The organism is Massilia mucilaginosa (assembly GCF_011682145.1).
Classification (GTDB): domain Bacteria; phylum Pseudomonadota; class Gammaproteobacteria; order Burkholderiales; family Burkholderiaceae_D; genus Telluria_A; species Telluria_A mucilaginosa.
The window spans coordinates 256,444-268,599 of the sequence record NZ_WHJH01000001.1 but is presented as its reverse complement, the minus strand read 5'-3'; the positions used below and the strand labels follow the sequence as shown (position 1 = coordinate 268,599).

Here is a 12,156-nt window from a genome sequence, read left to right as displayed (position 1 = left end):
AATGATTAAAACAACTTTCCTCAATTTTGAGCAGCCAATTGCAGAGCTCGATTCCAAAATTGAAGAGCTGCGCTTCGTCCAGGACGATTCGGCTGTCGACATCTCCGAAGAAATCGACCGCCTGGCCAAGAAGAGCCAGCAACTGACCAAAGATATTTACGCCAAGCTCACGCCATGGCAGGTGTCGCAGATTGCGCGCCATCCACAACGTCCGTACACCATGGACTACGTGAACGAAATCTTTACCGACTTCCACGAACTGCACGGCGACCGCTCCTACGCGGACGACCTGTCGATCGTTGGCGGCCTGGCCCGTTTCAACGGCCAGTCGTGCATGGTCATCGGCCACCAGAAGGGGCGCGACACCAAAGAACGCGCCCTGCGCAACTTCGGCATGCCGAAACCCGAAGGCTACCGCAAGGCCATGCGCCTGATGAAACTGGCCGAAAAATTCGGCCTGCCGATCTTCACCTTCGTCGACACGCCCGGTGCGTTTCCCGGCATCGACGCCGAAGAGCGCGGCCAGTCCGAAGCCATCGGCCACAACCTGTACGTCATGGCCGAACTGAAGGTGCCGCTGATCGCCACCATCATCGGCGAAGGCGGCTCCGGCGGCGCGCTGGCGATTGCCGTGGGCGACGCCGTGCTGATGCTGCAATACGCCACCTACTCGGTGATTTCGCCCGAAGGTTGCGCCTCGATCCTCTGGAAAACCTCCGAACGCGCTTCCGACGCCGCCGATGCCCTGGGCCTGACCGCGCACCGTCTCAAAGCGATGGGCCTGATCGACAAGATCATCAACGAACCGCTGGGCGGCGCCCACCGCGATCCGAAGAACATGGCCGTCATGCTCAAGCGCGCGCTGGCCGACACCCTGCGCCAGTTCCAGGGCATGAAAACCAAGGACCTGCTCGAAGCGCGTCACAACAAGTTGATGAGCTACGGCAAATTCAAAGAAACGACCCCGGCCGAAGAGTGAACCAGACCACCAACGCAGCGCTTGCAGCGCAGTTTGCGCAGGCGCTTGACGCGTTGCGTGCACAAGGCGAGCGCCCCTCCGTGGCGATCGCCTACAGCGGCGGGCTCGATTCCTCGGCCCTGCTGCACCTCGCGGCGCAGTACGCGTGCGCCAACGATGTTCCCCTGTTCGCTTTCCACGTCCACCACGGCATCAGCCCCAACGCCGATGCCTGGCTGGCGCATTGCGAAGCGGCCTGCGCGGCGCTTGGCGTGCGCTTCGCCGCGCGCCGCGTGGTACTGCAAAAATCCAAATCCGGCGTCGAAGCGGCCGCCCGCAAGCTGCGCTACGCGGCCCTGGGCGAGCTGTGCCGCGAACACGGCGTGCGCCTGATGCTGACCGCCCACCACCTCGACGACCAGGCCGAAACCGTGCTGCTGCAACTGCTGCGCGGCTCCGGCACGGCCGGCTTGTCGGGCATGGACGCGGCCAACGCCGCGCCCGAACTGCTGGGTAACCCGGACCTGGTGATGGCGCGGCCCTTGCTGGCGGTCTCGCGCCAGCAGCTCGAAACTTACGTGGCCGCGTTCGGCGTGGCCTGGGTCGAAGACGAATCGAACACCCACCCGCGCTACGCCCGCAACGCCTTGCGCCACCAGGTGATGCCGGCGCTGGCCACGGCCTTTCCCGGCTACCAGGAACGCTTCGCGCGCAGCGCCGCGCACGCGCAGTCGGCCCAGCGCCTCTTGACCGAGCTGGCCGTGCAGGATCTGGCAGGCTGCCTGGTCGACGACTGCGTCGACGTCGCCAAACTGCGCGCGATGAGCCTGGACCGCGCCTACAACATGCTGCGCTACTGGTTCGGCCTGCGCTCGCTGCGCATGCCCTCGACCGCCTGGCTGACCGAAATGGTGACCCAGCTGGTCGAAGCGCGGCATGACGCGCAACTGCTGGTGACGCACCCCGACTGCCACATCCGGCGCCACCGCGACCGGTTGTACATCACCCCCAGGCTGGCCGACCTGGCCGGCCAGCGCGATCCCGACGACGAAGGGATTTTCGTCAAGGAAGGCGAGCGCTTCACCTGGAGCGGCGAGGCGAGCATCGCGTTTCCGGCCTACGGCGGGGTGCTGCATTTCGAGCAGGCGGAGCAGGGCTTCGACGCCGCCTGGCTGCGCGCGCAAGCCTTGCAGATCGACTTCCGCAAGGGCGGCGAGCGCCTGAAACCTGCGCCCAATCGCCCCACGCGCCCGCTCAAGTATCACTACCAGGCCTGCAACGTGCCGGCATGGGAGCGCGAGCGCCTGCCGGTGGTCAGCAGCGGCAAGGATTTGCTGTTCGCGGCCGGCATCGGCATGGATTGCCACCATGTCGGAACCGATTCCGGCCCGTTCATCGGCCTGCGATGGGAAGCGCGCATCGTCTGATAACTATGCGAAAACGTTATTTCGATATAGCAATAACGTATAAATTTGTCCACAGCCTGCCTTGTTTTTTTGCACCGCAGCATGTAGAGTAAAGCCCTCCTTTTTCATTTAACCGAGCGGAAACTTCACTCTTATGGCTTTAATCGTCCACAAATATGGCGGAACGTCGATGGGCTCGACCGACCGCATCAAGAACGTCGCGGCACGCGTCGCCAAGTGGCATGACGCGGGGCACCAGATCATTGTTGTGCCTTCGGCGATGTCCGGCGAAACCAATCGCCTGATCGGCCTGGCCAAACAGCTGATGGAACAGCCTGATCCGCGCGAGCTGGACATGATTGCCGCCACCGGTGAGCAGGTTTCCGTGGGCTTGCTGGCGATGGCGTTGCTGGCGATCGGCAAGCCGGCTGTCTCGTACGCCGGCTGGCAAGTCGCGATCAAGACCGACTCGGCCTTTACCAAGGCGCGCATCGAATCGATCGACGACACCAAGGTCAAGGCCGACCTGGCTGCCGGCAAGATCGTGATCATCACCGGTTTCCAGGGCGTGGACGCGCACGGCAACATCGCCACGCTCGGGCGCGGCGGTTCGGATACCTCGGCCGTGGCGATTGCGGCGGCGATGAAGGCCGAAGAATGCCTGATCTACACCGACGTTGACGGCGTGTACACGACCGATCCGCGCGTGGTGTCGGAAGCGCGCCGCCTCAACACGATCACGTTTGAAGAAATGCTGGAGCTGGCCTCGCTCGGCTCGAAAGTGCTGCAGAGCCGCTCCGTCGAATTTGCGGGCAATTACCGCGTGCCAACCCGCGTACTGTCGTCGCTGACCGATCCCCTGATGCCGCTCGAAGAAGAAGCCAACTCGGGCACCCTGATTTCCTTTGAGGAAGATACAAATATGGAACAAGCCGTCATCTCCGGCATCGCGTTCAACCGCGATGAGGCCAAAATCACCGTCCTGGGCGTGCCGGACAAGCCGGGTGTGGCGTATCACATCCTGGGACCGGTGGCCGATGCCAACATCGAAGTCGACATGATCATCCAGAACCAGTCGGTCGAAGGCAAGACCGACTTCACGTTCACGGTCACGCGCGGCGAGTACGCGAAGGCGATGGGCGTGCTCGAAGGCGTCAAGAACGACATCGGCGCGGCCAGCATTTCGGGCGACGCCAAGGTGTCGAAAGTGTCGGTCGTCGGTGTCGGCATGCGCAGCCATGTGGGCGTGGCTTCGCAGATGTTCCGTACCTTGTCGGAAGAGGGCATCAACATCCTGATGATCTCGACCTCGGAGATCAAGATTTCGGTACTGATCGACGAAAAGTACATGGAACTGGCCGTGCGCGCGCTGCACAAGGCCTTCGATTTGGAAAAAGAATAATATTTCCAAAAAGGCGAGGCGTGGCATTGCCAAACCAAATTCCAGCCGGTATGATCTTGGTCTTCTGATCTGGTGAAGCCTACCGGGTGAGATTGGAGATTGGAGATGTGGCCGAGTGGTCGAAGGCACTTCCCTGCTAAGGAAGCATATGGGCTTAAACCTGTATCGTGAGTTCGAATCTCACCATCTCCGCCAGAATTCGCCCGGGTCGCTCCGGGCTGCAAAAACCCGCAGCGCTCTCACCAGGCTGCGGGTTTTTGCATTGTGGCAGCCTTCTGGCGCGGAAAAGTCGAAATTTTTTGGGAAGAGGTGCTCGCAAGCCCTGTTCAGCGCCCGGAGAATCCGGTATGATCTTGGTCTTCTGGCTTAGCAATACTGTGTAGGCCAGAATGGAGATGTGGCCGAGTGGCCGAAGGCACGTCCCTGCTAAGGACGCATATGGGGTAACCTGTATCGTGAGTTCGAATCTCACCATCTCCGCCAGAACAAGAAAAGAGCTCCCGAGAGGGAGCTTTTTTCGTTGGGCTGTTCAAACGTGCTCATTCATTTAGTGCGGCCGCGCCAGGCCTGGAGAACGGGGCTCGTTCATGGTCCTTGTTGATCAGGCTTTATTTTCACCGTATAAAAAGCATTTCTTATATGTGTACGGTGAAGGCTGCAATATGGACTACATTCCTCTTTCTGATAACGCATCGCGGCAGTACATCGACTCCGTCACCGTGTTTGAGGAAACAGCGCGAGCTGCCGCGCATGCGCAACAGTACAGGGGTGGGATGTATCGGAAGATGGAAGGTTCCTACGAATACCTTGTGAAGACGCAAGCTGATCATCGTCAGACCCGGTTGGGCAGGCGTTCACCGACGCGCAAGCTGGCAAGTGAAGACAGAGCATGCTTCGAGGCGCGATGCGGTAAAACGCCGCCGCGATAAACGCCAGGCAGAGATCGTACAAAGACTGATTTCCGATGGCTTGTTGGTGCGTACAGCGTAGCTGGTCTTAGCAAGCCGTCTCCTCGATATCGCACCCTGTCAGGAGCACAGCTTTACCATATCCCGTATCCATTCGCTGATGGCGATGGCGTCCAAATTGTCCAGCCTGGCCGCCACCGGCACTTCGCCATGCCGGTCGGTCGCCCCCACAACCAGCTTGCCAAGCGTCTGCTCCGCAAATTCCGCCGGATTGTTCGCCATCAGCCCCGGATCCAGATCCAGCTGCGCCGCCCGTCCACCCCCGAGCGGCTTGTTGACATTCCAGATCGCGCCGCCATCCCACGCGCGCCCGCGCCGCCAGCCCTGGTTCTCCAGCGCGAGAACGCCCCCGCTCGGCACCACCACGCCAACCCAGCGCTCGAAGCTGCCGGCCGCCAGTTCGGCCGCGCTGGCCGTGTACACGTCGCGCCCGATCTGGGCGAACGGCTGCAGCAGTTCATAATCGGCGAACAGCTGGCCGAAGGCCGCCGCATCGGCCGCCGCCAGGTCCAGCGCATGCGGAATGCCGATGCGAATATCATCACCCTCGGGCAGCGCGAACGGCGCATCGGCGGCATCGGTCCAGCCGCCATCGGCGGCGACCCGGAAGCACGCCAGCAGCTTGGCCTCGCCCCCGTACACGCCCCACACCAGCCGCTGCACCAGATGGCGCACCAGCGGATGCCCGGCCAGGCACTGGCGGAACACCTGCGCGCTCCAGCGCCGCTGCGCGCACATGGCCGCTTCCAGCCGGCGCACCTGCTGCGCGGCGATGGTGCGCGCATCCTTCTTGAGCGCCTTGAAGCGCTCCAGCGCCGCCGCCGACAGCTCCTTGTCGTCGGCCTTGTTCGGTTTGGGCAGGTCCGCCAGGCGCAGCTTGGCGCTGTCGCGCACGAACGGCTTGAGCGTCTCGTCGAAGCCGACACGGAACTGGCGCGGACCGAAGTCGAGCGGCAGCGTGCCGTCGTCGTCCAGTCCCAGGTCGGGCGCGAGGCGGTCTTCCAGTTCCTCCACGCCGAGGCCGCGCGCGTCGGCGATCTGCGCGATTTTTTCGCGCGCGCGATCCTGCAAGGCCTTGAACTTGACCTTCTGCGCGATGCCGTTCAGGAGCATCAGCGCGGTGTCGCTGCCGATATCGGCCAGCACATCCAGCCCGGCCACGGCGCGCTGGTGCAGGCTCTCCCCGGGCCAGCTGCGCAGGTAGGGAGTGAGCTTGCGCGCACTGTCGTCGTTGCCGATCAGGCCGAGCGCGCCCATGCCCCAGCCCTCGTTGGACGGGCCGCCGGCGCCCACCCACGCCAGGAAAATCTCCCACGCGAAGTCGGCCAGCGACTGCGCCGTGCAGGCGCGCTTGACGTCGGCGATACCGGCGTACACCCCGGCATCAAGCGGAAAGCGCAGCATGCAGCCGAGTTGTTCGATGGCGCTGTCGGGCAGTGCCTTGCCATTGTGCGCCAGCAGTGGCCGGCTCCATCCACCCGGCTGCCAGAAGCCGGGGAAGGCGCTTTGTTTGGCCGGGAACAGCTGGTACGGGTCGAGCAGGTCGGCCAGTGCCGCCGCCACTTCCGCTTGCGGGTAGCGCGCGGCGACATCGAGCAGCAGTGCGCGCTGGCCCTCGTGCGCGAGCATGCGCAGCGCGACAATCGCGTGTGCGCGTGCCGGGCAGGTTTTGCCGACCGCCACGCAGATCAAGCCGCAGGCGGCGTGTTCAGGGTGCGCCAGCAGCCATGCGCGGGCGTCGTCGCGCGCGAATTTTTTGGTGGCGAAGCTGCGCGCCATCGGCTGCGCCAGCGCCACCGCGCCGAAGGGCAGTGCCAGCCACTGGCCGCCGTCCGGCGAAGCGCGGCACAGCGTCACCACCGAGGGCAGGGCGTCCAGGCCGAAGCGCGCCACGGCGTAGCCCGGATTGCTCACGTCGTCGCACCCGAGCACGTTCCACAGGGCCAGGCCGAGCGGCGCCGGCAGGTTGGCGATGCCGCGCCCGTCGAGCATGTAGCGGGTCGGGATGCTGCGGTGCTCGCGCGCCAGCGCGATCAGGCGATCGCTATCGGCGCCGCCCAGCAAGGCGGCAATCTGCTCACGTTGCGGACTGTCGCGAAACCCCGCCAGCCACGCCAGCGCCAGCGGGTCGCTGCGGGCCGCGTCCAGCTGTTTGGCGAAGTCGTCGTCGAGTTCGAGCCACGCTTCGCGGCTGCCCGGCTCCCATTGTTCGCGTTCGGGCAGCGCCAGCGGTTTGAGCGTCAGCACCGCATGGGCCGGCCTGGCCGAGGCCAGCCACGGTGGATTGACCAGCACCGGCGGCAGGTCGGCGGCCTGCGCCAGGTCGTCCGGCACGCTCAACTGCCGGTGCAGTCCGGCCAGCAGGCTGGCGCCCTCCGGTGCGATGGCGGCAACGATCGCCGGCACCGCCGCCGCATGCGCGCGCACCAGGTTGTTCAGGGCGAAACCGAAGGTGCCCGCCGCGCCGCGCTCAGCGGCCAGCAGTTCGGACAGGGCGGCGATGGCGGCCAGCGGCCAGCGCCGCGTCAGGCCGAAGAAGCGCGCCAGCCTGGCCTTGTCGTCCCTGGCGTCGCGCGCCAGCACGATCAGCGCGGCCGGCGTGCCGATATGCGTGAGCACCTCGCCGACGATCTGGTACTCCAGGCCCGCTTCCAGCGCCGCGACCGCGTCCGCCCCGCGTTCCTGGACCAGGGTGGCGATCATGGCGCGTTTCCTGAACAGCCGCGGCGTGCCGTGGCGCGCGCTGTCGAGGCGCAGCGCGGCGATGGCGGCCGGCGACGTGGCCGCCAGCAGCAGCCAGTTGAGCGAGTCCGGAGCGTGCGCATGATCGAGCGTGAGCGCCAGGTGGTTGGCGATGTCGGGCAGGTCCGGCAGCATGATGGCGTACCAGGGCTGGCGATGCGGGGCGATACGCGGCAGGGCGGCGCGAATGCTGGCGACGCACTGCTCCCAGACCTGCGGCGTGGCGGCGGCAAGATGGGCGCGCAGCGCCAGTTCGGGCGCGCTGTCGATGACTTCTTCGCTGGTGGCGAATTCCCTGCTTTTGCCGCGCGCGAACATCACAGGCCATTTGGGCGCGTCCCATCCGGCCGCATGGTCGCAACTGCTGCCTTCGGCCTGGAGGAACACGTCCACGGCATGGGGCAAGCCTTTGCGCGCGACAAGGAAATCGAGGAATTGCCCGTTCGCCTGGTCGCGCTGCTGGTGCCGGTGCAGATAGGCGTCGAGCGCCATCAGGACCACATCGGATGCGAACGAGCCGTCGCCGATGGCGCCGCCCAGGCGCGCGGCCGCTTCGGTGGCCGCTTCCCGGTCGTCCGGATGCGAGGCATCCGGGGCGATCACGAAGCGCTTGTTGGCAATGGCGAGGAAGGTGCGCCAGCTGGCGTCGGCGTCCACCGGCCGGGGGGGCGGAAAGCGGCGCGAGGGCAGGGCGGGGCCGAGCAGCTCGGGCGGCAGGTCGACGACGGCACCTGCCGCCAGCCAGGGCGCGCTGCCGTTCGCCGTCACGGGCGCCGCGCTGGCCGGTCCCGGCGCGATGCTGGCCGGCACCGGCACCGGCACCGGCACCGGCACCGGCACCGGCATCTGCGCGGAGGCGACAGGCGTTCCCGCACCGGCCTCGGCGTACCCTTTGCCGGTCTTTTCGCGGACCAGCTTCTCCATCGCGGCGCCAGCCTTGGCGGCATCCGCGTGGGACTTCGTTTGGGCCTGCCCGGCGGTGCCGATTTTGCCGTAACGGACGTGCACGTCGCAGCCATCCTGTTCGATTTCCCAAAACTTGCTGGAACTGCCGTCGTTAAACTCGAAACGCTTCATTGCCTGCCTTGATAGATAGGGTTGCCGTGCGGACGCCTGCACCATTTTACACACGCGTTTGCCAAAAAACATCGCGCATGACCGGAACCGCCCGACGCCGTCGCGGTCCAACCTGATTCAGGGACGGCCAAGCGCCGGTCCGCCCACTATGCCGTATCGGGAGAACAGTATGAACTCGCACAACCGTACTGCCTTGCGCGCTTCAACGCTGGTCGCGGGGCTGTTAATTCCTTTCTATATCCATGCCGCCAACCAGGCGCCGCCGCCAAAAAGGCCCGAACCGCAGCCGCCGGCAAGCCAGTCGGTGCAGCCGCAGGTCGACAAGCGCACCGCCGACGCGGCCCGGCAAAAGCAGCGCGAGCTCATGGCCGAAGCCCAGGCGGCCATCGCCGAAACCGAAAGGGCGCTCAAGGCGCTCGACGACAAGCGCACCCGCGATGCGCTCTCGGCGCTGGCATCGGCCACCGGCACGCTCGAGCTGATCCTGGCGCGCAGTCCCAGGCTGGCGCTCGCGCCGGTGCGCACCGATGTGCTCACGCACGACTTGCTGGCCAGGGACGACACCATCAAGGCCGCCGTGAAAGCAGTGCGCGACCGCTTGCGCGACGGCGACGTGCAAAAGGCGCGCCAGCTGATGCAGAGCCTGGCGAGCGAAGTCGAGTTTCGCACGCTCAATATTCCGCTCGAAACCTATCTGGACGCGATCAAGGCGATCACCCCGCTCATCGACGCCGGCAAGACCGAGGAAGCAAAGACGGCGCTGCGCACCATGCTCGGTACGCTGGTGGTGACCACCGAGATCGCGCCCTTGCCCAAGCTGCGCGCGGAAGAGCAGATCAAGGCGGCCCAGGCGCTGTCCGAGAAGGCCAACCGCAGCAAGGAAGACAACCTCAAGCTGGCGCAGAGCATCGCGGCCGCGCGCGATCCGCTGAGGATCGCCGAACTGCTTGGTTATGGCGACAAAAAGGATTACAAGCCGATGTACCAGCAGCTCGACGAGCTCGAAAAGAAAACGGCGGGCGGCAAATCGGGCATCGGCTGGTTCGACAAGATCAGGCAACAGCTCGGCGCCTGGCTGAACGTTGCTGCGTAATCTACGTGCTTGAACAAACCAGAAACAAAGGTGCCCCGGTGCGCGATCACGATCCGGCCAATCTGCTGCGCCGGAAATGGCTGCTCCGGGCGACCGGCGCGAGCGGTGGCGTGGTGCTCGCGGCCGCCGCCATTCCATTCCTGCACAGCCTGGCGCCGAGCGAGGCGGCCAGGGCCGCCGGTGCGCCGGCCGAGGTCGACATCGCCCACATCGCGCCCGGGGCGCTGCTCACCACCGAGTGGCGCGGCCGGCCGGTGTGGATACTGCACCGGACCGAGCGCATGATCGCCCAGCTGCGCGAGGACGATGCGCGCCTGGCCGATCCGCGCTCGCGGCAGGACCAGCAGCCGCCCTACGCGCGCAACGCCACCCGCTCGATCCGACCGGCGTTCCTGGTCGCGACCGGCATCTGCACCCATCTCGGCTGCGTACCCGTGTACCGCCCCGATGTGGCGAGCGCCGATCTGGGCGGCGACTGGGACGGCGGTTTTTACTGCCCCTACCACGGTTCGCGTTTCGATCTGGCGGGACGCGTGTTCAAGAACGTCCCCGCGCCCAGCAACCTGGAGATTCCGCCGTACGAGTACCTGGCGCAGACGCGCCTGCGCATCGGCGCCGACCGCGACAATCCTGCCTGAGCGAGCGCTGCCGTGCTTGATAAAACAGTGATGGAAGGAGCATTCCTACAGCCGTTTTTCCATCCCGCCTATTTATACCCATGCGGGACGGGGCTACCATAAAAGGTCATGGCGAGACCGGGGTGCGCAAGGCGCGCCGGTTGCGCCGATTCATCTCAATCGACAATCAAGGAGGAAACCATGTTGAACCGTATTCTCGGCTTGGTGGCGGTCGCGGTCGGCGGCACCTTGCTGGCCAAGCAAATGCAAAAGCCGGGCGGCAAGCGCAGTCAATCCAGTGTCAGTATCGAGGTCGATCTTCCCGTGCGCACGGTGTACGACCAGTTCACCCAGTTCGAGCAGTTTCCGCAGTTTATGGAAAGTGTGCACGAGGTGCGCCAGCTCGACGACAAGCGCCTGCACTGGAAGGCGGACGTGTTCGGCAAGGTCATCGAGTGGGATGCCGACATCACGGAGCAGATTCCGGACAAAAAAATCGCCTGGCACAGCATCTCGGGCACGCCGAACGGCGGCAAGGTGACCTTCGAGGAGCTGTCCGATTCGCGCACCAAAGTCACGCTGGAGCTCAACTACGAACCGCAGGATGCGGTGGAAACGATGGGCGACATGGCCGGCGCCGTGCGCATGCAGGCGCGCTCCAACCTGCAGCGCTTCAAGAACTTGCTGGAGAAGCGCGGCAGCGAAACCGGCGCCTGGCGCGGCACCATCCCGAAAGAGGGTGGGGCGGCGCCGATGCATTGAGGGTTGCGTGCCTGCCCGGCATGGTGCTTTGCCTGCTGACGGCCGGCGCCCTTGCAACTGGCTGGCCCCGGCACGCGCTACGAGTGACGCTGCGCCGCGCTGGCGGGCCAGCAGCAGCACCCGCGCCGTTAGCGGGCTGCTATCGCCAGGACGCTGCCTACCCGGTCGCGAACGACGCGTACACGTCCCACTCCGGATCGCGATAGGCCATGCACTGGATCTGGTGCGAGCTCACTTCGGCGCGCAGCTGTTCGTGAACCGGCCCGATGCATTCGCCGTTCTTGAGGTAGAACACGAATTCCTTGAACGTGCCGGTGGTGATCGCCAGCGCGTGCACCACCGGCCCGCCGGCCTTGAGCAGCTCGCGGATGCGGTCTTCGAGCTCGCCCACGACCCGGTTTTCTTCCGCGTCCGGCAAGCCGCCCGGGTTCGGATGGTTCAGCGGGATCGCGAATCCGACGCGGATGCCCAGTTCCGGGTGCCCGGCCCAGCGCTTGGCCGAGGTGTTGATCCTTACCAGCATCGGACCATCGCCGTGGGTGCCCTCGGCAATGGTCCAGCTGTCATCGAGGTCGTTCAAATCTTCTATGCGCAGTGCGTCGTCGTTGGGCGGCATTGATCGTTCCTTTCGTCGTAATGCAAGCAGATCGCGATGGGCAGGCAGGGTTGCTGCGGTACTCGATCCGGGTCGTTCATTGATGCGGGCGGCGAATAGTAGCGCCAATCCACACCGGCGTTGATCAGTCCCTTCATCGTCGCCACATCACCGATAAACCAATGATTATTGTCGATCAGGGCTGGCAGGGAATCATCAAGATGCTCGATAAACCCGGTCGCGAAATTGGTCTTGCGATCGCGGCTCTCTACCAGGTAGAAAGCGGGGGTGTCCAGTTGATCGCTGATCGCGCGCAGTTCCTCATCGTCGAAATCGGCGCGAATGGCATCTTGACGGGTGATTGCCATCCAGCCATCTTCGGCTCCGCGCTCGCCGACGATACAAAAACGTCCGTCATGCTCCGCGATGGGATGGCGCGTGAGGGGGCGCAGAAAGCACCCGGCATCGTCAGGCCTGGCCCGATCTTCCACGATGAGTATGAAGGTATACATGGACGGCTTTCGGAACAGGTGACA

The 12,156-nt window shown here is 64.9% G+C and carries 10 protein-coding genes and 2 tRNA genes; 9 read left to right on the top strand and 3 right to left on the bottom strand.

The window, feature by feature from the left end; genetic code table 11:
* The first annotated feature begins 1 nt into the window (after window position 1).
* The 6 genes from F2P45_RS01145 to F2P45_RS01120 all read left to right on the top strand — a co-directional run bounded on the left by F2P45_RS01145 (window position 2) and on the right by F2P45_RS01120 (window position 4,695).
* Window positions 2–979, top strand: a complete 978-nt coding sequence (locus tag F2P45_RS01145) for an acetyl-CoA carboxylase carboxyltransferase subunit alpha (protein ID WP_126073185.1) — start codon at window positions 2–4, stop codon at window positions 977–979.
* On the top strand, window positions 976–2,385 hold the full coding sequence (tilS, locus tag F2P45_RS01140; RefSeq protein WP_166869938.1) for a tRNA lysidine(34) synthetase TilS: 1,410 nt from the start codon (window positions 976–978) through the stop codon (window positions 2,383–2,385). The genes F2P45_RS01145 and tilS overlap by 4 nt, the downstream gene beginning before the upstream one ends.
* Before the next feature lie 133 nt (window positions 2,386–2,518).
* Complete coding sequence (locus F2P45_RS01135; RefSeq protein ID WP_166869937.1) at window positions 2,519–3,766, top strand: aspartate kinase; 1,248 nt, start codon at window positions 2,519–2,521, stop codon at window positions 3,764–3,766.
* A 101-nt stretch (window positions 3,767–3,867) separates the two neighbouring features.
* A tRNA-Ser gene (locus F2P45_RS01130) sits at window positions 3,868–3,961 on the top strand.
* A 196-nt stretch (window positions 3,962–4,157) separates the two neighbouring features.
* Window positions 4,158–4,249 (top strand) — tRNA-Ser (locus F2P45_RS01125).
* A 104-nt stretch (window positions 4,250–4,353) separates the two neighbouring features.
* A complete protein-coding gene (locus tag F2P45_RS01120) occupies window positions 4,354–4,695 on the top strand; it encodes a hypothetical protein (RefSeq protein WP_166869936.1) in 342 nt (113 codons plus the stop codon).
* 99 nt (window positions 4,696–4,794) lie between these two features.
* Here the strand turns inward: F2P45_RS01120 and F2P45_RS01115 are convergent, their stop codons facing one another.
* The gene (locus F2P45_RS01115; protein ID WP_166869935.1) at window positions 4,795–8,553 is read right to left on the bottom strand and encodes a DUF4132 domain-containing protein; all 3,759 of its coding nucleotides are present in this window, start codon (window positions 8,551–8,553) and stop codon (window positions 4,795–4,797) included.
* 169 nt (window positions 8,554–8,722) lie between these two features.
* Between F2P45_RS01115 and F2P45_RS01110 the strand changes: the two genes are divergently transcribed.
* From F2P45_RS01110 to F2P45_RS01100, 3 genes are all read left to right on the top strand, one after another.
* A complete protein-coding gene (locus F2P45_RS01110) occupies window positions 8,723–9,646 on the top strand; it encodes a YfdX family protein (protein WP_166869934.1) in 924 nt (307 codons plus the stop codon).
* A 38-nt stretch (window positions 9,647–9,684) separates the two neighbouring features.
* Window positions 9,685–10,284, top strand: a complete 600-nt coding sequence (gene petA, locus F2P45_RS01105; RefSeq protein WP_166869933.1) for a ubiquinol-cytochrome c reductase iron-sulfur subunit — start codon at window positions 9,685–9,687, stop codon at window positions 10,282–10,284.
* Between the two features lie 180 nt (window positions 10,285–10,464).
* Window positions 10,465–11,025 carry an SRPBCC family protein gene (locus F2P45_RS01100; RefSeq protein ID WP_166869932.1) on the top strand — a complete coding sequence of 187 codons (561 nt, stop codon included), beginning with the start codon at window positions 10,465–10,467 and terminating at the stop codon, window positions 11,023–11,025.
* Between the two features lie 157 nt (window positions 11,026–11,182).
* Here F2P45_RS01100 and F2P45_RS01095 read toward each other — a convergent pair whose 3' ends face one another.
* Window positions 11,183–11,641 carry a DUF695 domain-containing protein gene (locus tag F2P45_RS01095; RefSeq protein ID WP_166869931.1) on the bottom strand — a complete coding sequence of 153 codons (459 nt, stop codon included), beginning with the start codon at window positions 11,639–11,641 and terminating at the stop codon, window positions 11,183–11,185.
* Complete coding sequence (locus F2P45_RS01090; RefSeq protein ID WP_166869930.1) at window positions 11,611–12,132, bottom strand: hypothetical protein; 522 nt, start codon at window positions 12,130–12,132, stop codon at window positions 11,611–11,613. Before F2P45_RS01090 ends, F2P45_RS01095 begins: the two co-directional genes overlap by 31 nt.
* Between the last annotated feature and the right edge of the window lie 24 nt (window positions 12,133–12,156).

Excerpts from the sequence above, each read along its gene's own strand:
- F2P45_RS01145 (WP_126073185.1), top strand. The coding sequence starts at position 2 with ATGATTAAAACAACTTTCCTCAATTTTGAGCAGCCAATTGCAGAGCTC.
- F2P45_RS01135 (WP_166869937.1), top strand. The coding sequence starts at position 2,519 with ATGGCTTTAATCGTCCACAAATATGGCGGAACGTCGATGGGCTCGACC.
- F2P45_RS01120 (WP_166869936.1), top strand. The coding sequence starts at position 4,354 with ATGGTCCTTGTTGATCAGGCTTTATTTTCACCGTATAAAAAGCATTTC.
- F2P45_RS01115 (WP_166869935.1), bottom strand. The coding sequence starts at position 8,553 with ATGAAGCGTTTCGAGTTTAACGACGGCAGTTCCAGCAAGTTTTGGGAA.
- F2P45_RS01110 (WP_166869934.1), top strand. The coding sequence starts at position 8,723 with ATGAACTCGCACAACCGTACTGCCTTGCGCGCTTCAACGCTGGTCGCG.
- F2P45_RS01100 (WP_166869932.1), top strand. The coding sequence starts at position 10,465 with ATGTTGAACCGTATTCTCGGCTTGGTGGCGGTCGCGGTCGGCGGCACC.
- F2P45_RS01095 (WP_166869931.1), bottom strand. The coding sequence starts at position 11,641 with ATGCCGCCCAACGACGACGCACTGCGCATAGAAGATTTGAACGACCTC.
- F2P45_RS01090 (WP_166869930.1), bottom strand. The coding sequence starts at position 12,132 with ATGTATACCTTCATACTCATCGTGGAAGATCGGGCCAGGCCTGACGAT.